The organism is Vreelandella sedimenti, assembly GCF_013416325.1.
GTDB classification, from domain to species: domain Bacteria; phylum Pseudomonadota; class Gammaproteobacteria; order Pseudomonadales; family Halomonadaceae; genus Vreelandella; species Vreelandella sedimenti.
In genome coordinates this window covers 72,776-96,196 of record NZ_JACCGK010000008.1, presented here as the reverse complement: position 1 = coordinate 96,196, position 23,421 = coordinate 72,776, and the positions used below count along the sequence as shown (strand labels likewise).

Sequence of the window (23,421 nt, the reverse complement as noted above, 5' to 3'; positions counted from 1 at the left end):
AGGTCGTGCTTATCTGGCCTGTAATGCACTCTCCCAGTGCGTTAGTGTTGGTAACCTAGCTGAAAGGAAAAAGTTCAGCCTACTGATGAGAGTGGAATCTCTATTCAGGCTACTTGTGGGTAATGTTGATGCGAGGCATCAATTAATGCGTTGTCGCTGACTGTGACGTGTTTGATAAATGTGTGGGTTACCCTCATATACCTAATGGTGATGCCTTTATGCTGGTAATTGGGTGGCAAAGGCAAGTTTGCTCGTTAGCTTTACGCGTTTGTGCACAGTTTTTGCCAAAAAAGCGACATTGGCAGTCATATCGACCATTTCAAGCAAGGTGTAAATGAAACATCGATGAAATATCAAAAGGTTCAAAAGCCGGTAGATGAGCGTGAAAAGCTGCGTAAATTTCGTGAATTAGACGATGCCTTTGCGCAGGCTTTACGTCAATTAGATGACCCAGAGAGCGGTTTCGATATACCGACAGGCCCGCCGGTACGCTCGCTTGCGGCATTAGAGCAAGAAGATTTAGAAAGCCAGCAGGAGGAACAGCAACAAGAGCGGGAGCGTATTTTTAAACAGCGCTTTGAAGCTTTGTTGAGCGAGTATGGTGTGGATCATTACGACCTGGCCGAGCTGATCGAAGCGCTGCTTGGCTATGGGGTGTGGCAGCAGGATGTAGTGCCTGCAGCTAGCACCTCCAAAACACCGTAGAAGCCTTTACAGGTGCCTTTATGCTAACGGTAGCGATAAACCCTCAAACTCGTTAGAAATACATCCTGCTCTAGTTTCTCATCGCGTCGCCTTGCCCGTGTGCGGGTAATAGGAGGCTCTGGCGTAGGCAGGTTAATGTGGGGCAGCCGCTGGTTATTGTCAGGCACAAAAATAGGCATGGCGGCATTTAGTGCCCGTCGTGTATGCCCATCGTCGAGTGGTTCGGTAAAAAACAGGTTTGCCCGCATCAGCGGGGCCTGAGTTTGTACCTGGGCAAGCACTTCGCCGCTTGGGATACCGGCTAGCTTGCGTAGCTGGATACGAATATGCGGTGCGTCAGTATCAAGCTGCAAAAGCTTATGTTCAGCTTCTTGCACCGACAGGCGTTTAATAGAGCGACCGCTACTGTACCAAGCAAAGCGAATGCGTGAGACAGGCGCTTGTGCGATAGGTAGCTGCCGCCAGCTCTGTTTAAGATGTAAACGGGCAAGCCCATTGCGTCGTAACACTTCATCAACGTGAGGGTGGCGTTGCGGTAAGCGACTTTTTGCATCGCTAAGTGTTTGGGGAAATGCCTGTTTGATATGTTGTAGTTGGTCACTAAAACTGACTTTGGCTTGATTTACAGTGTCTATTGCCATTAGTAGCTCGTCATTAGCGGCTACTACGGCAATATAGTTGCGAGTTTCACGGCCATCTTGATCCTGCTCATGCCACATATCGAACAGGGCTTTACGCAACCAATCGCTAGACGGCGTCGTTTGATGAAAGAGCCAAGTTGCCGGTAGTTGCTGTTCGTATAGTGAAACGGCGGCTTCAATGGTTGCAATTAGATGATCAAACTGCTGCTCCAGTTGAAGCAGCAGATGATAGGCCGAAGGCGATGATGAGTTAGCGTTTATCTCGGCCATAGTCAGTGTCAGTGCTCGTTAAGTCAGTTTTAGTAAAAGCTAGGTCAGTGGTGCATCTTTGTCGGCTTGCGCTAGTAAGGTTTCTATATCAGCCTCATCCATGGCGGATTCGCCCGATATGCGGTGTGACTCATCTGCCCAGGCACCCAAATCTAATAGTTGGCAACGCTTACTGCAGAAAGGGCGGTAAGTGCTTTCTGGTAACCAGGGCACGCGCTTAGCGCACTGCGGGCAATTAACTTCTAGCGGGGAATCGTTTGCAGGGCGAGCCATAAAAAAACTCCAATTGCGTTAACAAGTGCGATATCTCAGTAGTTAAGCTGTCGACGGTAGCGTTCATCAAGCCGTGCCACTTGTTCCATCATGCTGGCGTGGTCACCGCTGTTATCTATCACGTCATCTGCTTTTGCTAGCCGTTGTTCGCGGGAAAGTTGGGCGGCGAGAATAGCACGCACCTGGCTTTCACTCACCCCATCACGCTGTTGGGTTCTCGATAATTGTAGCGCGTGGGGCACATCGACAACCACCGCGCGGTTTACTAGCGTGTTTTGACCCGACTCAAACAGTAACGGTGACACAAGCAGCACATAAGGCGCTCCCTGGGCTTTGAGCCGCTCTAAATGCTGCATTAGCCGCTCCCTTATTTTGGGGTGTGTGATGGATTCTAGCCACTGGCGTTGTTCTGGATCGTTAAAAATAATCTCGCGCAGGGCGGCGCGATTAAGCGTGCCATCCTGGTGCATGACCTGATCACCGAAACGATTTCTAATGGCTAGCAGCGCCGGTTCTTCAGGTAAGACTATTTCCCTGGCGACATCATCGGCATCGACCCAGGCAGCGCCAAGCGTTTCAAAGGCGCGAGCGACGGTCGATTTTCCCGATCCAATGCCACCCGTTAATCCAATAATCATCTGCTGCCTCATATAGCTAAAGTTTATAGGGCCACGTTTCACATGGCCAAAGTTCACATGGCTCAATTTTACATAAGCAGGTTGAGATACATTGCCATTATTTCATCACCGACTAACAACGCCACCCAGCCGGCGAGGGCGAGAAAAGGGCCGAAGGGAAACGGTGTGCCGCGTAGGTTAGGTGAGTAGGCCTGGGCAACTAGCCCGACAATAGCCCCAAGCCCTGCGGAAAGTATCAACATTAGCGGTAAAAAACTCCAACCCAGCCAGGCGCCTAGCGCTGCTAGCAGCTTAAAGTCGCCATAGCCCATACCCTCTTTGCCGGTGGCCAGTTTGAATAGCCAATAAAAGCTCCACAGTGAAAGATAGCCTACCATTGCGCCGATAACGGCACTTGGCAGCATCAGTGGCTGGAAGAGGAGCTGAAACAGTAACCCTGCCCAAAGCAAGGGGAGGGTGATGATGTCGGGGAGAAGCTGGGTGCGAAAGTCGATCACGGCGAGCACTAACAGCATCAGACAGACCCCGTAAACGAAGACTGATTCTGCCGTAAGCCCGTGGAGCGCTAGCACCGCCATGGCCAGTAAGCCACCGGCTACTTCTACCAGAGGATATTGAACGCTAATCGGCATTTGGCACTCAGCGCAGCGGCCACGGCGCTTTATCCAGCCAATCAGTGGCAGGTTGTCGTGCCATGCAATGGGGGCTTCACAGCGTGGACACATAGAGCCTGGTGTGGCCAAATTAAAGCGTGGTGAGTGTTCAGCGCTAAGCTCAAGTGCTTCGCGGGCTTCATTACGCCAGCCACGCATCAGCATCACCGGCAGGCGCGTAATCACCACATTTAGAAAACTGCCCAGGCATAGCCCAATCAATAAAACGATTAACCACAGGATAAACGGAGGGTGATGCATGGAACTCCTTAGGTTTCTAGAAATTAGCGTTTTTTAAGCATTTGGTGCTTAGAGGGCTGCGCCCAAGTTGAAGATGGGTAAGTACATAGAGACAACCACACCGCCAACGAGCACGCCCAGTACTACAATAATCACCGGCTCCATGAGCGAGGTAAGAGCATCGACCTTATTGTCGACTTCTTCTTCGTAGTAATCGGCAACACGATTAAGCATGGCATCCAGCGACCCCGCTTCTTCACCGATACTAACCATTTGGATTGCCAAAGGGGGAAAGCGGTTGGTCATCCGCATGGCGAAGTGTAGCTGTTGCCCGGTGGCTACGTCCTGGCGCGTTTGTACCACCGCGCGTTCGTACACTTTATTGCCAGTGGCACCGGCGGCGGTATCTAAGCCTTCTACGAGCGGTACACCGGAGGCAAAGGTCGTCGCTAACGTGCGAGAAAAGCGCGCGATCGCGGATTTATGCACGATGTCGCCAATGACCGGTAGCCGAAGCAGCAGTGCGTGCATGCGGTAGGCGACATTAGGCGAGCGCTGAATGCTTATTTTGAGCAGGAGCATGGCGACAATCGCTGCGCCGAGTGCCTCTAGCCAATAACGCTGGGCAAGCTCGGATAAATTCACGGTCAACTGGGTCAGTGCTGGAAGTTCAGCGCCAAAGCTCTGGAACATGCTTTCAAATTCAGGCACTACTTTAATCAACAGCAGCATGGTTACTGCAATGCCGATCGTCATAACGGTGGTGGGGTACCAAAGCGCTTTTTTTACTCGCGCTTTCAGCGACTCAACCTTTTCCTTATAGGTCGCAAGACGATCAAGCATTTGATCCAGCGCACCTGACTGCTCGCCAGCGCTGACTAGGTTAACAAACAGGCGATCAAAGTGTTTGGGGTGACGGTTCAATGCATCAGAGAAGCTGGAGCCCGATGATACATCGCTTATCATCTGTTGCATTAGGGCAACCATAGCAGGTTTTTTTAGGCTCTCTGCCACCACTTGAACCGCCTGTAGCATGGGGATACCGGCGCGAACCATTGTGGCCATCTGGCGCGCAAAGACCATAACGTCGTTGGGGTTAATTCGGCCGTTGCCGCCTAGGTTGGCTTTTTTACTAATCCGGCGGATAACGATATTTTGCTTGGTGAGTTCAGCGGCTACTTCGGCTTTACTGCGGCCAATCATCTCACCGCTTAGTGCTCTATCCTGAGGGCCTTTACCGATCCATTTCCAGCGCGCTAGCTTGATGGTGGGCGTTTGGCGTCGACGTGCCGTTTTAGCCATGCCTTACTCCTTGCTCACTCGGTTAACCTCTTCCAGGCTGGTAATACCCTGCATGACTTTCAATAACCCACTGCGGTGAAGGCTTGGATAGCCCTCCTTGCGCACCTGTTGATCAATATCTAAGGCATTGGCATCACGCATAATTAGTTGACGCATCGCTTCGGTGATCGGCACTACCTCATAAATGCCAATTCGACCTTTATAACCGTGGGTACAGTGCTTGCAACCCACCGGTTTGTAGATCGTTGCCTGATGGATGTCTTCGCTACTAAAGCCTTCTTTGCGCAGCGCCTCGTGGGGAATGTCAATGGGCTCTTTGCAGTGTGTGCATAGTTTGCGAGCCAGCCGTTGGGCAACAATCAAGCTAACGGCGCTGGCGATATTAAACGAAGAGACGCCCATATTAGCCAGTCGAGTCAGTGTCTCAGCTGCCGAGTTGGTATGCACCGTGGAAAGTACCAAGTGGCCTGTCTGAGCCGCTTTGACGGCAATTTCGGCTGTTTCAAGGTCACGAATCTCGCCCACCATGACCACATCGGGGTCTTGGCGCAAAAACGCCCTTAACGCACTGGCAAAATCGAGGCCGATCTTAGGTAATACGTTCACCTGATTGATACCGGCGACTTTGATTTCAACCGGATCTTCGGCGGTGCAAATATTACGTTCCACTTTATTAAGAATATTAATGCCGGTATACAGCGAAACGGTTTTACCACTACCGGTAGGGCCGGTTACTAGAATCATGCCTTGGGGTTGTTTTAAAGCGTGCTCATAATGGCGCCGTTGTTCGTCGGTAAATCCAAGTTGCTCAATACCTAGCTGTACTGCGGTAGGGTCTAATATTCGCAGCACCAACTTTTCACCATAGACAGTAGGCAGCGAATTAACCCGGAACTCGAGGGAGCGGGTGCGCGAAAGCTTGAGTTTTATCGAGCCATCCTGAGGTAGGCGGCGCTCGGAAATATCAAGGCGGGCCATGATTTTTAGCCGGGCCGCGATACGATTGCGCATGGCGAATGGCGGCCGTGCCACTTCTATGAGCATTCCATCAACCCGAAAGCGTACTCGGTAAAGCGCTTCGTAAGGTTCGAAATGGATATCGGAGGCGCCTCGGCGGATAGCATCTAGCAGAATTTTGTTCACAAATTTAACGATGGGTGCATCTTCGCTATTTTGGGAAGACTCTTCCAGCGGTACGTCGTTACCGCCGTTGTTCTGCATAATGCTCAGCGAGCTGACCACATCGTCAATATCGTCCAGCTCATCCAGCATGCCGCGCCCGTTTTGAGCAAGGTAGCTATTGAGAGCGACACTGATTTGATCAACGGGCGCGAGGATGCCTTCAATGCTCAGGCCTGTTGCAAACTGCAATTCATCTAGTTGCGTCAATGTGGCGGGGTAGGGCACCGCCACCGTGAGGCGATGACCGTGGCGCACTAATGGCAAAACGTTAAGGCTCTGCAGTACTTTGACAGGATAGTCTGCAGCGAGGGGCAGTGAGGTAAGCCGCACCGCCTCCAGGTTAATGACTGGAAGCCCATACTCCCAGCCAGCCGCCAGTGTGGCTTTGTTAGGGTCGACCAAGCCGCTTTCGATCACATGCTGAAGTAACGATATTTCCAAGTCAGACGCGGTTGTTTCCGCTGCTGCTGCCTGGGCGTCGGTCAGCAAGCCGTGCTTGACCAAGCGCAGGGAAATGCCGCGCAGGTCACCACGTGCGGAGGTGTGGCTTAAAGTCGACTCAAAGGGGGGCTGGCTCATCAAAAAACCTGTTTTACATCGATATAAGCGTGTTACTCGTACCATTAACTAGCGTTAACAGGGATGAAATGACTAATCCTTTCACGTCGACGTAGTTCAAGTGGTAGTCAGCTAAGCCGGTAATGTTAATAGAATTCGTTGTAAAATTAGATCATGTAAGCTAGTTTACTTTCAATGATTCTTAATTCTTTTTAAGGATTTATGATCCTTAAAAAGGCTTTTCCTTCACCCCACAGGAGATGCCTTCATGCAGAATGCTGCACAGCCAATTTCTCGTAACACCACCCAAGGCGGTTTCACGCTGATTGAGCTGATGATCGTCGTCGCGATTATTGGTGTATTGGCGTCTATTGCTGTGCCGCAGTATCAAAACTATGTGGGTCGGGCTCAGGTGAGTGAGGCCATTAGTCTTGCATCATCAGCTAAGACAGCAGTCTCTGAATACTATATGACAATAGGTGATTGGCCTGAAGGTAATGATGAAGCTGGTTTGTCTGCTGCCGATCAAATCCAAGGAAGCTATGTAAATAGTGTGAATGTAAAAACGTTAGATGGGCAAGGCGGTGGAATCGTAGTGACTATGAATAGTGAAGGTGTTGTAGATGCTTTAGTTGGCACGCGGCTAGTTTTCGAGCCTAAAGTAAATGAAGATAACGATAATAATAGTGGATCTGTAGAGTGGGTGTGCCGCCCCGCTGCGTCTAATGCTATTCCTACGCGTTTCTTGCCTGCAAGCTGCCGTGACTGATATTCGCTTATATATATTTATTTTGTAAGGGGTCTTCGGCTCCTTTTTAATTCCACACTTCGTGCTTATTCATCCAGTACACTCCTAGCACTGACCTTAAGCGAGGAGCTTACAGTGAAGCCCATCAAATTGATTGCCATAAGCGCGCTTGGCGCATTGCTAGTTAATAGCGCAGCCTTTGCTCAGCCTGACCATGCCCCGGCCCACGGTGCCCGTGATAAGGGCCAGCACCAGCAGCATGAATCTAATCGACCTAGCCACTCCCGCGATGAGCGGGTTGATTTGCCACGTATTAACGAACGTGAGCTACGCCAACTGCTACGCCGGCATGACGCACCACGAGCTGAATCGCTACCGCCAGGTATTCAGCGTAATCTTGAGCGTGGCAAACCTTTGCCCCCAGGTATCGCCAAGCGTTTTGACGGCCAGTTAGCATCTCAATTGCCGCGCTACCCAGGCTATGAGTGGGAGCGTGTTGGTGCCGATGTGGTGCTAATTGAAGCCGCTACGCGCATCGTGGTGGATGTATTGGTAGACGTATTGCGTTAACCATTGCAAGCACAAGTCGGTATGACTCGAAAATTACATCCCGGCGGCTTATGGTAGAAGCTCACAGTATCATCGCGTCCTAAAGGGAGATTCAATGAGCGACCACACACTAGCCGCACGTCTTGAAATTACTATCGCTATTGCCGAAGAAGCTGGGCAGATGATTATCAAGGCGCGGGAGGAGCAAGACTTTGCCCAGCGCTTAAAAAAGGATAATGAGTTGGTCACCGACGTGGATGTGGCCGTGGACAAGCTTATTAGTCAACGCCTGGAGGAGCACTTTCCGGGTGAAGCGCGGCTGAGTGAAGAGCTTGCTCCAGAAAGCGCTTTACATGAAACGGCACCTAAGCTGTGGGTGGTGGATCCTATTGATGGCACTGTTAATTTTGCTCAAGGGCTTCGCCACGTAGCGGTTTCCATTGGCTGGATGGAAGAGGGCGTCGCCAAGGTGGGCGTTGTTCATGCACCCTTTTTAGGTGAGACCTTTAGTGCTGCAGAAGGCTCAGGGGCTTTATGCAATGGCAAACCTATACAGCCCAGTAGTGCAGATTCACTGGCACACACCTTGGTGGGTACAGGATTTCCTTACCGTAAAGAGGAGCGTAAGCACCTTTTGAAGCGGTTGGAAGCCGTGCTTTTTGAGTGCCAAGACATACGTCGAAATGGCGCTGCAGCGCTCGATTTATGCGATGTAGCCTGCGGTCGCCTGGATGCGTATTACGAGAGTGTCTCGCCCTGGGATTTCGTTGCAGGCTGGGTTGTTGCACGTGAAGCCGGCGCGAGAGTAGGGCATCTATACCCAGTACCTTCAGCGGTGCCAGAAGATATCTATCCGGATCATTTAATCGTAACGGCCCCCGGTGTATATGACGCGATGGCTTATCTGCTGCTTGAAGCCGATCAACGCAAGCTATAAAGGGTGATGAGAATTATAGCGGTGTGTGACAAATACTTGAAAAGAAAGCGCTATAAGGGCTTTTCATTTATGCAAGAAACCGCTAGTATACGCACCGTCTTGAGGCAAAGATGTAGCGGCCAATAAAGACAGCGGAGCGTGGCGCAGCTTGGTAGCGCGTTGCAATGGGGTTGCAAAGGTCGCAGGTTCGAATCCTGTCGCTCCGACCAAAAAAGACATATAAAACGGCCACTTAGCTAATTGCTACAGTGGCCGTTTTTGTTTGGTTAAATTTTAGGTAGCAAATAGGTAGCACGCGTCGGAAGCAAGAAGGCACAGCTGGCAACAACAGTTTTCCTTTTCGCCGCCCTTGCAATTCCATCGGCAACCGCAGAACCCCCTCTCATGAGACGAGGAGGGATTGGTTAAAATGATTTTGTAAAACCGCGCCGCACACCTTGATTGACCAGAAGTAGTCTCCCGAAATGCAGACAACACAGCCAGCCAAATAAGTACAGCTGTTCAATTATGAAAAAGGGTAAATTACACCCCCCAAGCTGAGAGTTCGTTTGGGCAACATGACAAGGGTAAATTACTAGGAACTCCCGTCATGCCAAAAAAGAAAAGTGAAGAAATCTTAGATAATGCGTTTCGACTGTACCAGCAAGGCTATAGTCCGGAGCTGATTGAGTTGCCAGAAAGCGCCGTATTTCCCTCTTTGATTCCAGCGGCGCCTTCGACAGCACGCAAAAGTAGAGTCACGGGAATGCTGCTAGGGGAGCCCGCCCCACGTTTCGTGCGTCGCGGACGTAATGTCAGGTACCGACTGTCTGATGTTTTAGCTTGGCTGTCTGAAGTAGATACGCAGCGCTCAACAGCAGAAGCTTTCATAGCGAAACAAAGCCTGGAAGCAGCGCTTAATCTCAGTATTGAATGAGGGATTAATGGCTTCTTTATGATTTAACTTACCTAGTTTTACTTCATGTCGAAAATTCTGGAAAATTTCGATATGAGAAGACGTCATGTTTGTGATGACGACACGGCGGCTTCAGATTAGTTACTCATGAAAGTAAGGTAAATACTCTTTGATTCCATATGCGGCTCTCCACCCTATCTTCGATGTATGAAGTTTTTTAGATGCTGATTTTCAGTGGGACGCGTGGAAGTGTTTTCTTGTAATCAGTAGGTTCCGGGTTAGCCTCCTGGTGTCGGAGCTACTAAAAAAGTTTTTAAAAGCAACACGTTATAGACTTAAAAGGCCGCCTTCAAGGGTGGCCTTTTTTGTTTCATTCCCCACATTCCGCATCTGCGATCCGTAATACGTGCCGTTTCTCTCAAGACCAACTCTGCCAGTTCTTATCAGATTTGCAAATCGTATCTGAGTAGCTGAAATGGCCCTATTTGTTGGTGGCCTTCGGCAGATTCTACAAAACCCTTCATTCTCTGTCTGTTAGTGCGGTCTCTTAGGATTAAAGAGTAATTGTGCTCTTGCGATCCCGCTTGCAACTGATTTTTCTCACTGTCTGGTTTTCACAGTTGCGCAAGCATGGAAAACCTGTATGCACCTTCATGCAGCATAAATTCTTCTGTATGTATCAAAAAGAGGCGCAACACCTACATTAAACGTGTTCAAAAGCCGCTATTGTGGCGCTTTGTTCAATTGGCACGCTTGTTGCTTTAACTTATTTATAGTTGTTTAGTGGTAATGGCCTTCGACTTAAGAATAGCGTCAATGTGTTGACAAAGTCGTTTAGGGGTCACAATCTAAGTTTAGTAATTGACATATTGTGCGTCGGCATACACCGAAAGGGCACAGAGCAATAGGGCTCCCATCGTTACCGTCAGGTAGCGTTGTGAGCCCTTTTTTTATGTCTGGAAATAGGACGGTCAGTCAATGAACAGTCGTATCCCGGTTGGCATACTCTTCTCCACCCAAGGCCCCTACGCCACCGTTGGCCGCTCAATGCGTGATGGGGCGATGCTGGCGCTGGAAGAGGTCAATCAGGACAAACGATATCCCTTTGAGCTTGTGCCCATCGAGTGCGAGCCAGCCGGTGACAACGCTGCCTATGGCACCCACGTGAGGAGTTTGCTACGCCATGAAGGCGTAAAGCACGTGATTGGTTGCTATACATCTTCCAGCCGCAAAGAAGTTATCCCGATTTTTGAAAAATACGATTGCTTGCTGTGGTATCCGTCTCATTACGAGGGTTTCGAGACTAATAACAATGTCATCTATACAGGCGCTGTTCAGAACCAGCATGTTTTACCGCTGATGAACCATGTGCTTGCCCATATCACTCGCGATGTTTACTTCGTGGGCTCTAACTATGTCTGGGCCTGGGAAAATGGCCGCATTATCAGAGAGCTGACCAAGGCGCATGGCGGGAAGATGATCGCTGAGCGTTACCTGCAGGTCGGTGACCTGGATGTGGCGCGTATCATCGAAGAGATTCACGAAAAGCGGCCTGCCTTCATTATGAACATGCTGATCGGAGAGTCGAGCTATGCGTTCTACCGCGCGTTGGCCAAGGCGCGCGATGAGAACGCAGCCCTTCAAAAAACGGTGGTAGGCAGCTGCACGCTTTGCGAACCGGAACTTGCTCAAATTGGTCCGCAGGCGTGTGCTGGGCATCTCGCATCCAGCGTTTACTTCTCCACTATCGAGACAGAAGTTAACAAGCAGTTTGTCGCTAGCTACCGCCAACGCTACGGCCATGATGCCCTACCTAGTGCAGATGCAGAAGCTTCCTACAACACCGTTCACTTACTTGCCCTTGCCTTGGCTGGCGCCGATTCCGTTGATATTGACCGGGTGAAAAAAGCGCTGCATGGAACGTCCTTCCAAGCACCTCAGGGAAAGGTCCATGTCGATCCTGAGAGCAATCACAGTTATTTAACCGTCCGGTTAGGAATCTCCCGCGAAGATGCGACGTTTAAGGTGATCTCAGAAGCAAAGGCCCCCGTTCGCCCGGATCCTTATCTCGTTTGGGCTGAAGCATGTGGTGAAAGTTCTGCTCAGACGGAAACGCCCATTGCTCAAAACAATATTGGCTTGAGGATCGTGCGATGACGGTTACCACACGACGCAATTTCAGGGGCCATCGTGCATTGATTGTATGTGCCGCCGAAAGAGATCGAGAAGTGCTGACTCAGTTCCTGGTGGAGCTTGGCGTCACTCCAGTCATTCATGAAAACCAGGATGAGGCTGGGTCTGATAGGCCGTTTGATCTGGTGTTCTTCGACGATGAGTTGGGACGTCAGTTTGGCGACATCACGCACATGATAGATCGCGTGCAGGGGCCGGCGATTGCACTTATCGGTTCAGATGCCCCGAGCTCGGTTAATTGGTTCATTGAGCGCCGAGTGTCTGGTTATCTCACCAAACCGCTACGTAAGGCCGGCATTCTCGCGAGTCTTATTATTGCTTACCAAACGTTTAATCAGTGTTATGAGACGGAGCAAAAACTCCACCGTTTGGAACAGCAGGTTCGTGCGCGCCAAGTCGTATGCACGGCGGTGATCAAGCTCATTGAAGATATGGGGATTTCGGTCAATGACGCCTTTGCCCTGTTGCGTTCGGCGAGCATGAACCGACGCCTGTCTCTTGAGGATTTCGCGGCAATGATCGTCTCGGGAGAGATCGCTGTGGCGGCATTAAAGGAGGATGCCGACACCATCCATCGTCTTAGGGAATCCCGGTTGAACCGTTATTCATAGCTGATTCACTGAGGTTAATCGAAGCGGAATATGTCGGACAGGCTTCAAGAGCAAAAGGTCGTCTCTCATTTTATGAAGAGGCGACAAGGGAGTTGTGTTGCTGCAGGACGGCGAGGAAGAAAAAAGTAAAACTTAATCAGGGGTATACAAATGAAATACTCAACAATTCAGAGAACGGCAACCTTATCAACGTTGTTAGCGGGCTCGTTAGTGACCAGCGCTTCAGCGAATGATCCTATCCAGATCGGTGTGCTTGAAGATCAGTCTGGCAACTTTGCAGCGGTGACGCAGGCTAAGGTGAATGCCATTGAGTTAGCGGCTGAGGAAATAAATGAAGCGGGCGGTATTGCTGGTCGCGAGGTGGAACTTGTTATTTACGATACTCAGTCTGATGACCGTCGTTACCAGGAGTTGATGCGGCGGGTTCTCCAGCGTGATCAGGTGGATACCGTCTTTGCGGGTTTTGCTTCGTCATCACGAGAAGCGTATCGACCGATTGTTAACCAATTTGATGGGTTGGCATTTTATAACAATCAGTATGAAGGCGGCGTGTGTGACGCCAACATGATTGTCACTGGTGCAGTCCCTGAACAGCAGTTCTCGACGCTGATTCCCTGGATGATGGAAAAGTACGGACCTAACGTCTATACGATCGCTGCAGACTACAACTTTGGTCAGATTTCGGCGGAATGGGTGCGGCAGATTGTAGAAGAGGAAGGTGGTGAAATCGTGGGTGAGGAGTTCATCCCTCTGGATGTTTCCCAGTTCTCGCAAACCATCCAAAATATCCAGGGTGAGTCTCCGGACTTCGTCGTCACACTGCTGGTCGGTTCCAATCAGGCGTCTTATTACGAGCAGGCAGCATCTGCCGACCTGGGGCTTCCCATGGCCTCATCGGTAAATGTTGGGCAGGGCTACGAGCATAAGCGCTTTGCGCCGCCAAGCCTTGAAAACATGTTCGTGACGACGAACTTTATTGAAGAAGTCGATACCCCTGAAGCGAATGAGTTCGTTGAGAAGTTCTATGAGCGTTTCCCCGATACGCCCTATGTGAATCAAGAAGCAGCGAACTCTTATATCGCGATGTACCTTTATAAGCAGATGGTTGAGCGTGCAGACGGCTCAACCGATAAAGAAGACCTTCGCAACGTCATCGCCGAGGGCGATGTCTGCTTCGACGGCCCTTCGGGCAGGGTGTGTCTCGATCCCAAGAGCCAGCACATGTCTCACAATATCTTTCTGGCGCAAGTGGATGAGAACCACGAGATATCTTTCCCCGAAACTTGGGAAAATATTGAGCCTTACTGGCTGGGTGAAAACGGCTGCGACCTGACCCAGAACGACCCAAGTGCTCAGTACACTCCTTCTAGCCCTCCAAACGAGTAAATATCACGCATCGTACCAGCAGGGTGGTGAGATTCACCCTGCCTGGTCTGTGAGTTTCCATTAAGCGGGAAATCTCGCTGGCGTTTCCTGCCTAGGAGCTGGATATGGAATATATACATTTAGCGTTTACAGCGTTCTATCAGTTTGGGGATGCTTTTGCCTTCTTGGTGCTATCCGCCATGGGGTTGGCGGTGATTTTCGGGATGATGGGGATTATCAACCTAGCACACGGCGAATTTATCATGTGCGGCGCCTACGTAACGGTGGCAACGGCACGCCTAGGGGTCCCACTGCCTATCGCGATGCTATGTGGCAGCCTTGCCGCCGGGATTCTTGGCATTGTACTTGAACGCACAATTATTCATCGCCTCTATCACCGTCCGTTGGATTCTATTGTTGCCACATGGGGGATTAGCCTGATCCTTACTCAGGGCACGCTGATCGTACTTGGATCCAGTATGGCGGGTATCAGCACGCCGCTCGGCAGTTTTTCGGTGGGCGGCTACAGCTACTCTACCTATCGAATGGTGCTGCTGGGTGTCGCAGTGCTACTGCTTATTGGGTTGTATGTGCTGTTTCATCATACGACTTTCGGTATCCACTCACGTGCAACAATTCAAGCACCGCATATGGCGAAAGCCGCGGGAATCGACACCGGGCGTATGTACTCCCTCACCTTTGGTCTCGGCGCAGCCCTGGCGGGCTTAGCCGGAGCGCTTTATGCCCCCACGATCTCCATCGTCCCGACGCTGGGCGCCAACTTCCTGGTTGAAAGCTTCGTGACGGTGGTTGTTGGTGGGGCTGATGTGTTCTTGGGGACGGCGCCAGCGGCAGCCACGCTCGCTGTTATCAAGGCCTTTTTGACTGGGTGGCAAGGGCAGCTTATGGGCCAAGTGGGGTTGTTAATCACTGTAATGGTGGTCATCCGTATTCTCCCACAAGGCCTGTCTGGCTGGTTACTCAAGGGGCGTACATAAATGGGTATGTTACAACGAGAAGATTTGAAAGCGTCTCGTCCGGACGGTCGAATGCCCGGCTGGTTGCGTCTTATCAATGGCCCGCAAACTCTGGGGCGTGGCCCACTGTTTTGGATTGTCTTTGCCTTAACGATTGGGGCGGCAGTTGTATATCCCGCTTTCGCTGATGCCTGGAGTGTAGGTAATACGGCTTACTTCTTTTGCTGGGTGTTTATGGCACTTGGGCTGTCGCTCATCTGGGGATATGCCGGGTCGCTCAGTTTCGGTCAGACTGCTTTCTTCGGGCTTGCCGGGTACACGTATGGTGTCGTCACTATTAACTTTGGCGCAGCTTACGGTTTGACCATCGTCGGCGTGCTTCTAGGCGTTGGGATGTCCTGCTTGGGAGCGGCTGTACTTGGTTACATTCTTTTTTATGGGCGTATTAGCGGCGTATTCCTCGGTATTGTCACACTGTCGACTACGCTGGTTTTTGCCACCTTTATGGCACAGACGGCTGGGTCCCAGTGGGCGATCGGCGATGCCCGACTGGGTGGCGATAATGGCATGACCGGTATGCCGCCGCTGACAATCCCCTGGGCTGGGGGAGATATCGCGCTGTATTCGGGCGTGCCACTTTATTACCTCCTTTTGGCCATGCTGGTGATTTGCTATCTGGGCTTGCGGGTTCTCGTCAATTCGAGATTCGGCAATGTGCTAGTCGCAATTCGTGAGAATCCGCACCGCGCTGAAATGCTTGGCTACGACATACGCCGCTATCAGTTAATTGCCTTTGTTATTGGCAGCGGTTTAGCGGGTCTATCAGGTGTGCTCTATACCGCTTGGGGGCAGTATATCAGCCCATCCAATATGGATTTAGCGGCCGCCGCATTACCCATTATTTGGGTGGCAGTGGGCGGGCGTAAAGACCTCACCGCAACGCTGGTGGGCACCTTGGTAGTGCTTGGCATCTTCCAGAACCTAACTATTTTCGGCAGCTACTACGCCTTTGTCATTATGGGATTGCTGTTGGTCATCGTCGTGGTCTTTTTACCGGAAGGGTTGATCCCGGGGCTGGTCAAGTTCTTTGGCCGCTTTCGGAAGCGTAAGGAGGGCATGTCGTGACCATATTGCGAACTGAGAAATTATATAAGCATTTCGACGGGGTAAAAGTTGCTCAGGATGTGAACTTCTCAATGGAGCATGGTGAGATTCGATGCCTGATTGGTCCGAATGGCGCTGGGAAGAGCACGTTTTTCAAGCTTGTACTCGGTGAGCATCAACCAAGCTCAGGTGAGATCTACTTTTCAGATCAAAAAATTACCAAGCTTCGTTCCTTCGAGCGCGTGAAACAGGGAATTGCCGTCAAGTTCCAGGTGCCGGGTATCTTCTCCGAGCTCTCCGTTTGGCAAAACATGCAAATCGCGGTTCAGAACCACCTGCATGGTGATTCCATGACATCGGCTATCGATAAAGCACTCGCTTTTGTAAGGCTTACCGATAAAGCCGGAGAACTTGCTGGAGAACTCTCACACGGGGAACAGCAGTGGCTTGAGATCGGTATGGCGGTGAGCACGGAGCCGCGTTTACTACTTCTTGATGAACCGACAGCTGGCATGACACCAGAAGAAACGGCGCGCACGGGCGAGATGATCCAGGAGCTCAATCGCAAAGGTATGTCGATCTTAGCGGTTGAACACGACATGGAATTTGTGCGCCAGATTGCCCACAAGGTCACTGTACTGAACTTCGGTGAAATCTTTGCGGAAGGCACGATCAACGAAATAGAGGCTAACGAAGAGGTTGCACGTATTTACCTGGGGACAGCCGATGACGACGAATAGTACAAAACTGTTGAGCGTGGAGGGCGTCATTTCTGGCTACGGTACCACCTCAGTGCTGCAAGAGGTCAGCTTGAGTGTTGGTCGCGGCGAGGTGGTAGCCGTCATCGGTCGAAATGGCGTCGGCAAGACGACATTAATGAAAACGCTGATTGGGCTTATCAAGAATCGACAAGGCGTTATCCGTTTCGATGGTAAGGATATTAGCGCGCTCGAATCTCACGAACGTGCGCGTTTGGGCATTGGTTATATCCCGCAAGGGCGTGAGGTCTTCTCGCGCATGACCGTCTGGGAAAATCTCAAGGTCGGCGAAATGCTCCAACAGCCTGGCGAGGGTGTTGACTATGAGCGGGTTTATGAGTTCTTCCCCATCTTGAAAGAGCGGGCTAATCAACGAGCGGGCACCTTCAGTGGCGGGCAGCAGCAACAGCTTGCGATCGGCCGTGCCATGGTGGGCAAGCCGAAGCTTATGCTACTCGACGAACCCTCGGAGGGTATTCAGCCAAACATCGTAAAGGACATTTCACGCAACATTCTCAAGCTCAATCGCGAGCTGGGCGTAACCATTCTCCTCGTAGAGCAGAACCTGGACATGATCATGACCATGGCGCAACGCTGCTACGTCATGGATAAGGGGAAAATTACCCATGAACTTGCGAAGGAGCAACTCCGTGATCGTGACGCCATGCGTCGAATTCTGGCTGTATAAGCAGGATGAGTTCCATCAACACCATTTAACCATGACTCAAACTCCGGTCTGCAGTGGCTGGAGCGATGACTGAAAGCACCTAAAAAGGAGTAGAACAATGAACTGGTTTGATCATTCCATCATGGCGCGTCGCGCCGTTGCCAAAGGTAAGCCGGGTACTACACACCAACTAACTGAAGCGGCTCAAGGTCAGTATCACTATACGCTTGGTCCTAACCCCAAGCCCGTTCTGCACATCCAACCGGGCGATATCGTTAGTGCTGAAACCCATGATGCTTTCGAAGGAAAACTTCGCTCGGAAAGCGACAAGCCCAGCGAGCTGCTTAATTTACCTTATCTCAATCCGCAGAACGGACCGATCTACGTAGAGGGGGCGGAGAAGGGCGATTGCCTGGCGGTTTATATCCGAGACATGAAACCTCGTGGCCCCCAGCCCTGCGGTACAACAGCACTGATTACCGAATTTGGTGGACTAGTGGCTACCGGTGATACTGCGCTACTCAACGCACCGCTACCGGAGAGGGTAAAGAAGGTAGAAGTTGACGCGGAAACCGGCGTGAAGTGGAGCGATAAAATAACCCTTCCTTATCAGCCTTTTATTGGCACCATTGGGGTGTCACCAGAGATTGAATCGATTAGCTCGCTGGTTCCCGATTATTACGGCGGCAATATGGACTTACCTGATGTAGCACCGGGTGCGGTGATCTATCTGCCGGTGCATACCAAAGGTGCCTATCTTTATCTAGGTGACTGCCATGCGGCGCAGGGTGATGGTGAGTTGTGCGGCGTAGCGATCGAGCATCCTACCGTGACCACCGTTCAGGTGGACTTGATTAAAGATTGGACGTTCAAATGGCCGCGTCTGGAAAATGAACAGTTCTATATGACCATTGGTTCAGCGCGTCCCATGGAAGATGCCACCCGGATTGCCTACAGAGAGCTGGTACGCTGGCTGGCTGCTGAGTTTGATTTCGATGAAATAGATGCTTACATGCTTCTTACCCAGGCAGGACGAGTGCGGCTGGGTAACATGGTGGATCCAAAATATACATTAGGCGCTTCCATCCTCAAGTCCATCGTTGGGCAAGCACGCTAGCGAGCGGGGAGGACAATATGAAATACCTTGCCGCCACAGTGCAGTTTGAGCCTGAAATGTTTGCTAAAGAGCGAAATATTGATGCTCTAAAACGGTTAGTGGAAGAGGCGGCTGCGTCTGGTGCGCGGCTAATCATAACGCCGGAGATGGGGCTTACCGGCTATTGCTGGTATGACAGAGAGGAGGTTGCACCCTACGTCGAACAAGTGCCAGGGCCCTCAACCCACAGCTTCGCCGCTCTGGCGGCGAAGCTTGACTGCTATATCGTTATCGGGCTGCCAGAAGTTGATGCTGGCAATGGGCTTTACTACAACACGGCTGTTTTAGTTGGCCCTGATGGCTATTTAGGAAAACATCGTAAAAGCCATCCTTATATCGCCGAGCCAAAGTGGGCGGCTTCAGGCGACACTGGCCATCAAGTGTTCGAGACGTCACTGGGCCGTATCGCGCTGCTCATCTGCATGGACATTCATTTTCTTGAAACTGCACGGTTGGTCGCGCTGCAGGGTGCCGAGGTCATTTGCCATCTGAGTAATTGGCTGGCTGAGCGAGCGCCAGCACCCTATTGGATCAGTCGTGCCAAAGAAAACGGCTGCTATCTTATTGAGAGCAATCGCTGGGGGGTGGAGCGCGGCATTCAATTCAGTGGCGGTAGCTGCGTGATTGAGCCAGATGGACATATCCAGGCTAGCCGCGATGACGGTGATGGCATCGTGCTTGGTGAGATTGATACTGAACGAGTAACGGGGCCGTTGACCAGTGAGCGTCGCCCAGACCTTTATCATGAGCTACTTCATCAAACACACGCTTGGAACCCGCTAGACTTTTTCAGGCTTTATGGCCATCAGCCACTGCCCAATGGAAAAGCAAGCACCATCGCCGTTACTCAATTTTCACCATCGAATAATCTCGACGATAATCTTTCCAAATGTACTGATTTGATTGCCCAAGCAGAGGGTACCGAGCTTATTGTTTTTCCTGAGCTGGCGCTTACCGGGTTAGACACAGGCGGTATCAATCCCATCTCACAGCGTCACAGTGTTTTCGACACACTGCGTGGGCTCGCTGAGGAGCGTCAACAGTACTATGTAGTAGGTTTCGCGGAACAGTCGGAGGAACATCTCTATAATGCTGCCGCTCTGGTAGGGGCGCAGGGCGTTATGGCGGTTTATCGTAAGATTCACTTAAACGAGGCAGACCGTAAATGGGCGACGCCTGGCGAGCGCTGGGTAAGCTTCGATCTGCCGCTAGGGCGGCTAGGCTTATTGATTGGCCATGATGCTGATTTTCCCGAAGCGGGACGCATCCTGGCGCTGCGGGGATGCGATGTCATCGCTTGTCCTGCTGCCTTGCCAGGGCCATTTCACTGCGCCCATCCTGGTACTGAGATTCGTCAGCCGTCACCTATTCCCACCGGCCCAGACGATCACCATTGGCACCATTATCGTATACGCGGTGGCGAGAACAACTGCTATTTCGCTTTCGCCAACGTGCATATGCCCGACGCTGGATTACCGGGGCTAAGCGGTATATTCGGCCCGGATACGTTTCTTTTTCCTCGCCAAGAAGCATTGTTAACTAGCGCCACTGGCTGCGTTCAGCTTGCTATCGACACGAGCAACCTGGATTCGGCTTACCCTAACAGCGCTGTACGCCGAAAGGACCTGGTGGTGATGCGCCTGCCACACCACTATCCGAAACTGTTGGAGCTATAGCTTGTATTTCCCTCGCTAAATGCCTTTTCAGGCAATCGTCCGTGTATAGGAGTAGTTGACTATGAGTGTGAAGCGACCCGGCATTGATACGTTGGCAGCCATTTCCGATTATTACGGCTTTGACCTTTCCTTTGAAGAACTGGGTGAGTTCCAGTCCGCCGTTGCTGGCTCAATGGCCATTTATGATCGCCTGGATGAACTGGCGGATGAATCATTACCAGTAAACTACCCGCGAGCAGATATGGGTTATCGCCCCGTCGGTGACGACAACCCACTCAATGGCTGGGCTTGGAAGTGTTCGGTGCCCGGGGCCGAAGAAGGGCCACTTGCGGGCCGAACGGTAGCGCTAAAGGATAACATCGCTCTGGCAGGCATCCCGATGATGAATGGTTCGCCGATCATGGAAGGTTTTGTGCCCCGGGAGGATGCCACAGTCGTCACCCGGCTTCTCGACGCTGGCGCGCACATCATCGGCAAGACAGCCGTTCCTGCGTTCTGTTTTGACGGTGGAGGTTGTACCGGCTATCCCGAACCCCAACCGGTTAATCCCCATGACCGTGAGCGTCTAGCTGGCGCTTCTTCCAACGGCAGCGCCGTGGTGGTGACCAACGGAGAAGTCGATATGGCGCTGGGAGGTGATCAGGGAGGCTCTATTCGACTACCCGCCTCATGGAGCGGTTGCTACGGAATCAAAGGAACGCATGGCCTAGTGCCTTATACAGGTATTTTTCCCATTGAGCTTACTCTTGATCACGTAGGCCCTATTGCGCGCACCGCCGAAGATTGCGCCCGTATGTTGGAGGTACTTGCTGGCTCGGATGGGTTAGATCCACGCCAATACGACGTGCGTACCGCGAAATACACCGAATCGCTAAGTGAAGATCTCACTGGCATACGCATTGGCATCCTACGTGAAGGGTTTGGCATTGCCGGGGTCAGTGAATCTGACGTGGACGCCGCCGTTAAAGAAGCCATCAGCGTGCTGGAAAAAGTGGGCGCTCGTGCCACGGAGGTATCGGTACCCATGCATAACGACGGGCTAGCGCTGTGGAGTGCGATTGCCTTTGAGGGCGCCACCGAACTCATGGTCAGGGGCGATGGTTACGGCACAAACTGGCGGGGGCATTACAGCACACAGCTCATGGACTTTTATGGCCGGGCTCGCCGCGCTCGCGGTCATGACTTTAGCGACACAGTAAAGATGACGGTCCTCGCCGGGCACTACATGTCCGAACAGTACAATCGCCACTACTATGGTAAAGCCCAGAATATCGGTAGGCGTCTCGCGCGCGATTATGACAACGCTCTGCAGGAATATGACTTGTTAATCATGCCTACCACCGCCATGAAAGCGGTAAAGAGACCGGCTGATAAAAGTCTCAATAGCACACTTGCTGGTGCGCTTAGCAACCTGCACAACACGGCCCCGTTTGATATCAGTGGTCATCCCGCCATGAGCGTCCCGGTCGGCTTTTCGGAAGGCTTACCCGTAGGTATGCAATTAGTGGGTAGACGCTGGGATGAAGCGACCGTGCTTAAAGTCGCCCATGCTTACCAAGTCGCCATCGGCTAGCGGTATACTTTGTTAATACAGTAGTAACCCGGTTATCTACGATACAGCTTAAGATGAACGGGTTACTCTTGATGAGCCGTTCAGGGATTACTGTTAAACCTGGGTTCATAGAATAACTGGAGCGCTTCGAACCACTCGGTAACGCAGGAGGTCAAGTGCCGTTATGCTTATAGCTCTACGGCACGGCAAACACTATTCTCACGCAAAGAGAGTTAGCTTCGGCAAAATTCCAAATTTAGTTGAACGTCTCAGTGGTTATCTATTGGCAGCACGGCTATCCAACATACTGCCGAATTGAAACAAAAGGCTATGATTAGGTTACATGCCGACCATGATTGACGCTGTCCAAACCGTTGAGCTTGATTGCTGTAATAGTCGGTTATCTTAAATCACGCAGATTTTAGCGTATAAATAGCTTTCGTTTAATTTTCAGCTATGCGTAATCATTTGATTTTATTGTATTAAAATATTTTTTACCATGTCAAATCTTATCGCTAACCCTGGAGAACGAGTGATGTTAAGCGTCTTAGATACGAATTAGCTAAATTGTAGCTACTAAAGTGTCCATAACCTACTGATTTAAATTAAATATACGGTTTCTATCTTGATTCACGCTGGAGAAAGAGTTATCTGTTTCGAGCAGTTTTCGAGCCTACCACTTCAATGCCTGCAGCTTTAATGATTAACTGATATACCAGACTGCTTTAACTCGCATTCCGCCAAAACTGCAGCGACGTTTCGGACACTACGCCGTGCTGAGCGCCAATATGTATCACGGCCTGTTGGAAAGAGCGGGCAAGCTCTGGCTGATGACACAAAGCTAAGGAACGGATGATGCGAGTAATGCGCAGGTGGTTGTGGCCGCCGGCTTTTAACCAAATATGGGACTGGATGGAAAGAGTAGATTGTGCGGAAATGGCGTTGCCTTCGCGTGCAAGGCCAAAAAAATCCAACATTACGTCAAGAGAGCGCTGTTGGTGCTGGCGTAATAGATTGTCTCCCTCGAACGCCGCTTGTACCACTGAGGTTAACAATGGTGCAAAGGCGTTAAAGCGGCCTGCTTCGGGAATGGGAAATAGCCACTGAATATAGTCATGGGTGTGTTCCAGCCAGAAAGGCGAGAGCGCCCAGATATCACTGAGATAGCGGCCTTTATGATCGATCCCTTCGCCACGATGAAACGCGATTAAGCGAGCGTCATTAGCCATTATGCTCCTCGCACCAAAAGCTCATTGAAACCATGCAATGCCATTTCGCGTGCATGGCGTTCAGTGTCTGGATCGTGATGTGCCGCGATACGTTCTAGTGCGCGCACATAGGCTGAAGGTAAGCCGTGTTCTCGTGCGCCATTTAATACGTGATGCTTGTACCAGGTGTACGGGTGCATGCCAGTAGAAGTGATTTTGCCTACATACGCTTGAACTTCAAATTGCCCTTCACCCGCTAGGTCAGTGACTGTCAGCCAGGTTTCATCGTAGGCAACACCAAGTCCTTCGTAGCCATCCAGTGTCGGTTTATGATGCGGCGCTACCTCCCATACAACGCCATAGACAGCGGACTGACTGGATGCCGGTACAATATCGCACTTGCCCGAGCTATCCCCTCCACGTTGGTGAAAGGCAAGACGATAGGCAGGCAACATCGCAGTAGTCATAAACCTTGCCGGAATCCGCGCGGCCAAGCGCTGAGTCGACATGTTAGAGCCATAAGCAAAACAGAGCATGGCTATCTCCTTTATATAAGTGACTTG

General features: G+C 51.2%; 23 protein-coding genes and 1 tRNA gene. 16 read left to right on the top strand and 8 right to left on the bottom strand.

The features are described from left to right. The first annotated feature begins 345 nt into the window (after window positions 1-345). Window positions 346-705 (top strand): hypothetical protein, encoded by a 360-nt coding sequence (locus HZU72_RS10500; protein ID WP_180091749.1) that lies wholly within the window; start codon window positions 346-348, stop codon window positions 703-705. A gap of 23 nt (window positions 706-728) precedes the next feature. On the opposite strand, the gene HZU72_RS10495 is transcribed toward HZU72_RS10500, so the two are convergent. From HZU72_RS10495 to pilB, 6 genes are all read right to left on the bottom strand, one after another. After that, window positions 729-1,616, bottom strand: a complete 888-nt coding sequence (locus HZU72_RS10495; RefSeq protein ID WP_180091748.1) for a DNA replication terminus site-binding protein — start codon at window positions 1,614-1,616, stop codon at window positions 729-731. Window positions 1,617-1,655: 39 nt separating this feature from the next. Next, entirely contained in the window at window positions 1,656-1,889 is a 234-nt protein-coding gene (yacG, locus tag HZU72_RS10490) for a DNA gyrase inhibitor YacG (protein WP_022523595.1), read from the bottom strand. A gap of 35 nt (window positions 1,890-1,924) precedes the next feature. Next, window positions 1,925-2,527, bottom strand: a complete 603-nt coding sequence (gene coaE, locus HZU72_RS10485) for a dephospho-CoA kinase (protein ID WP_180091747.1) — start codon at window positions 2,525-2,527, stop codon at window positions 1,925-1,927. A 68-nt stretch (window positions 2,528-2,595) separates the two neighbouring features. Next, a complete protein-coding gene (locus HZU72_RS10480) occupies window positions 2,596-3,441 on the bottom strand; it encodes a prepilin peptidase (protein ID WP_180091746.1) in 846 nt (281 codons plus the stop codon). A gap of 48 nt (window positions 3,442-3,489) precedes the next feature. Further along, window positions 3,490-4,722 (bottom strand): type II secretion system F family protein, encoded by a 1,233-nt coding sequence (locus HZU72_RS10475; protein WP_208458037.1) that lies wholly within the window; start codon window positions 4,720-4,722, stop codon window positions 3,490-3,492. Window positions 4,723-4,725: 3 nt separating this feature from the next. Further along, a complete protein-coding gene (gene pilB, locus HZU72_RS10470; protein WP_180091745.1) occupies window positions 4,726-6,483 on the bottom strand; it encodes a type IV-A pilus assembly ATPase PilB in 1,758 nt (585 codons plus the stop codon). 247 nt (window positions 6,484-6,730) lie between these two features. Between pilB and HZU72_RS10465 the strand changes: the two genes are divergently transcribed. The 15 genes from HZU72_RS10465 to HZU72_RS10395 all read left to right on the top strand — a co-directional run bounded on the left by HZU72_RS10465 (window position 6,731) and on the right by HZU72_RS10395 (window position 21,671). After that, complete coding sequence (locus HZU72_RS10465; RefSeq protein ID WP_180091744.1) at window positions 6,731-7,231, top strand: pilin; 501 nt, start codon at window positions 6,731-6,733, stop codon at window positions 7,229-7,231. Window positions 7,232-7,345: 114 nt separating this feature from the next. Further along, window positions 7,346-7,780 (top strand): anti-virulence regulator CigR family protein, encoded by a 435-nt coding sequence (locus tag HZU72_RS10460; protein ID WP_180091743.1) that lies wholly within the window; start codon window positions 7,346-7,348, stop codon window positions 7,778-7,780. A gap of 94 nt (window positions 7,781-7,874) precedes the next feature. Further along, the gene (locus HZU72_RS10455; protein WP_180091742.1) at window positions 7,875-8,696 is read left to right on the top strand and encodes an inositol monophosphatase family protein; all 822 of its coding nucleotides are present in this window, start codon (window positions 7,875-7,877) and stop codon (window positions 8,694-8,696) included. Window positions 8,697-8,828: 132 nt separating this feature from the next. After that, window positions 8,829-8,905: transfer RNA gene (locus tag HZU72_RS10450), tRNA-Pro, on the top strand. A gap of 380 nt (window positions 8,906-9,285) precedes the next feature. Further along, complete coding sequence (locus tag HZU72_RS10445) at window positions 9,286-9,612, top strand: hypothetical protein (protein ID WP_180091741.1); 327 nt, start codon at window positions 9,286-9,288, stop codon at window positions 9,610-9,612. A 957-nt stretch (window positions 9,613-10,569) separates the two neighbouring features. Then, window positions 10,570-11,748 carry a transporter substrate-binding domain-containing protein gene (locus HZU72_RS10440; RefSeq protein WP_180091740.1) on the top strand — a complete coding sequence of 393 codons (1,179 nt, stop codon included), beginning with the start codon at window positions 10,570-10,572 and terminating at the stop codon, window positions 11,746-11,748. After that, window positions 11,745-12,395 (top strand): ANTAR domain-containing response regulator, encoded by a 651-nt coding sequence (locus HZU72_RS10435; protein ID WP_180091739.1) that lies wholly within the window; start codon window positions 11,745-11,747, stop codon window positions 12,393-12,395. The genes HZU72_RS10440 and HZU72_RS10435 overlap by 4 nt, the downstream gene beginning before the upstream one ends. Window positions 12,396-12,545: 150 nt before the next feature. Then, window positions 12,546-13,781 carry an urea ABC transporter substrate-binding protein gene (locus tag HZU72_RS10430; protein ID WP_180091738.1) on the top strand — a complete coding sequence of 412 codons (1,236 nt, stop codon included), beginning with the start codon at window positions 12,546-12,548 and terminating at the stop codon, window positions 13,779-13,781. Window positions 13,782-13,885: 104 nt separating this feature from the next. Further along, window positions 13,886-14,758 carry an ABC transporter permease subunit gene (locus HZU72_RS10425; RefSeq protein WP_180091737.1) on the top strand — a complete coding sequence of 291 codons (873 nt, stop codon included), beginning with the start codon at window positions 13,886-13,888 and terminating at the stop codon, window positions 14,756-14,758. Next, entirely contained in the window at window positions 14,759-15,862 is a 1,104-nt protein-coding gene (locus HZU72_RS10420; RefSeq protein WP_208458036.1) for an ABC transporter permease subunit, read from the top strand. Continuing rightward, complete coding sequence (locus HZU72_RS10415; RefSeq protein ID WP_180091736.1) at window positions 15,859-16,581, top strand: ABC transporter ATP-binding protein; 723 nt, start codon at window positions 15,859-15,861, stop codon at window positions 16,579-16,581. The genes HZU72_RS10420 and HZU72_RS10415 overlap by 4 nt, the downstream gene beginning before the upstream one ends. Beyond that, entirely contained in the window at window positions 16,568-17,287 is a 720-nt protein-coding gene (urtE, locus tag HZU72_RS10410) for an urea ABC transporter ATP-binding subunit UrtE (protein WP_180091735.1), read from the top strand. The genes HZU72_RS10415 and urtE overlap by 14 nt, the downstream gene beginning before the upstream one ends. A 97-nt stretch (window positions 17,288-17,384) precedes the next feature. Next, window positions 17,385-18,383, top strand: coding sequence for an acetamidase/formamidase family protein (locus HZU72_RS10405; RefSeq protein ID WP_180091734.1), 999 nt, complete (start codon window positions 17,385-17,387; stop codon window positions 18,381-18,383). A gap of 17 nt (window positions 18,384-18,400) precedes the next feature. Continuing rightward, window positions 18,401-20,098: a nitrilase-related carbon-nitrogen hydrolase gene (locus HZU72_RS10400; RefSeq protein WP_180091733.1), complete on the top strand. Its 1,698-nt coding sequence runs from the start codon at window positions 18,401-18,403 to the stop codon at window positions 20,096-20,098. A gap of 61 nt (window positions 20,099-20,159) precedes the next feature. Beyond that, on the top strand, window positions 20,160-21,671 hold the full coding sequence (locus HZU72_RS10395) for an amidase (protein WP_180091732.1): 1,512 nt from the start codon (window positions 20,160-20,162) through the stop codon (window positions 21,669-21,671). Between the two features lie 704 nt (window positions 21,672-22,375). Here HZU72_RS10395 and HZU72_RS10390 read toward each other — a convergent pair. After that, entirely contained in the window at window positions 22,376-22,879 is a 504-nt protein-coding gene (locus tag HZU72_RS10390) for an opioid growth factor receptor-related protein (protein ID WP_180091731.1), read from the bottom strand. Further along, window positions 22,879-23,394, bottom strand: coding sequence for a gamma-glutamylcyclotransferase family protein (locus HZU72_RS10385; RefSeq protein WP_180091730.1), 516 nt, complete (start codon window positions 23,392-23,394; stop codon window positions 22,879-22,881). Before HZU72_RS10385 ends, HZU72_RS10390 begins: the two co-directional genes overlap by 1 nt. Between the last annotated feature and the right edge of the window lie 27 nt (window positions 23,395-23,421).

What these genes read in the sequence shown, in the direction of transcription:
- HZU72_RS10500 (WP_180091749.1), top strand. Translation starts at nt 346, where the DNA reads ATGAAATATCAAAAGGTTCAAAAGCCGGTAGATGAGCGTGAAAAGCTG.
- HZU72_RS10495 (WP_180091748.1), bottom strand. Translation starts at nt 1,616, where the DNA reads ATGGCCGAGATAAACGCTAACTCATCATCGCCTTCGGCCTATCATCTG.
- yacG (WP_022523595.1), bottom strand. Translation starts at nt 1,889, where the DNA reads ATGGCTCGCCCTGCAAACGATTCCCCGCTAGAAGTTAATTGCCCGCAG.
- coaE (WP_180091747.1), bottom strand. Translation starts at nt 2,527, where the DNA reads ATGATTATTGGATTAACGGGTGGCATTGGATCGGGAAAATCGACCGTC.
- HZU72_RS10480 (WP_180091746.1), bottom strand. Translation starts at nt 3,441, where the DNA reads ATGCATCACCCTCCGTTTATCCTGTGGTTAATCGTTTTATTGATTGGG.
- HZU72_RS10475 (WP_208458037.1), bottom strand. Translation starts at nt 4,722, where the DNA reads ATGGCTAAAACGGCACGTCGACGCCAAACGCCCACCATCAAGCTAGCG.
- pilB (WP_180091745.1), bottom strand. Translation starts at nt 6,483, where the DNA reads ATGAGCCAGCCCCCCTTTGAGTCGACTTTAAGCCACACCTCCGCACGT.
- HZU72_RS10465 (WP_180091744.1), top strand. Translation starts at nt 6,731, where the DNA reads ATGCAGAATGCTGCACAGCCAATTTCTCGTAACACCACCCAAGGCGGT.
- HZU72_RS10455 (WP_180091742.1), top strand. Translation starts at nt 7,875, where the DNA reads ATGAGCGACCACACACTAGCCGCACGTCTTGAAATTACTATCGCTATT.
- HZU72_RS10445 (WP_180091741.1), top strand. Translation starts at nt 9,286, where the DNA reads ATGCCAAAAAAGAAAAGTGAAGAAATCTTAGATAATGCGTTTCGACTG.
- HZU72_RS10440 (WP_180091740.1), top strand. Translation starts at nt 10,570, where the DNA reads ATGAACAGTCGTATCCCGGTTGGCATACTCTTCTCCACCCAAGGCCCC.
- HZU72_RS10435 (WP_180091739.1), top strand. Translation starts at nt 11,745, where the DNA reads ATGACGGTTACCACACGACGCAATTTCAGGGGCCATCGTGCATTGATT.
- HZU72_RS10430 (WP_180091738.1), top strand. Translation starts at nt 12,546, where the DNA reads ATGAAATACTCAACAATTCAGAGAACGGCAACCTTATCAACGTTGTTA.
- HZU72_RS10425 (WP_180091737.1), top strand. Translation starts at nt 13,886, where the DNA reads ATGGAATATATACATTTAGCGTTTACAGCGTTCTATCAGTTTGGGGAT.
- HZU72_RS10420 (WP_208458036.1), top strand. Translation starts at nt 14,759, where the DNA reads ATGGGTATGTTACAACGAGAAGATTTGAAAGCGTCTCGTCCGGACGGT.
- urtE (WP_180091735.1), top strand. Translation starts at nt 16,568, where the DNA reads ATGACGACGAATAGTACAAAACTGTTGAGCGTGGAGGGCGTCATTTCT.
- HZU72_RS10405 (WP_180091734.1), top strand. Translation starts at nt 17,385, where the DNA reads ATGAACTGGTTTGATCATTCCATCATGGCGCGTCGCGCCGTTGCCAAA.
- HZU72_RS10400 (WP_180091733.1), top strand. Translation starts at nt 18,401, where the DNA reads ATGAAATACCTTGCCGCCACAGTGCAGTTTGAGCCTGAAATGTTTGCT.
- HZU72_RS10395 (WP_180091732.1), top strand. Translation starts at nt 20,160, where the DNA reads ATGAGTGTGAAGCGACCCGGCATTGATACGTTGGCAGCCATTTCCGAT.
- HZU72_RS10390 (WP_180091731.1), bottom strand. Translation starts at nt 22,879, where the DNA reads ATGGCTAATGACGCTCGCTTAATCGCGTTTCATCGTGGCGAAGGGATC.
- HZU72_RS10385 (WP_180091730.1), bottom strand. Translation starts at nt 23,394, where the DNA reads ATGCTCTGTTTTGCTTATGGCTCTAACATGTCGACTCAGCGCTTGGCC.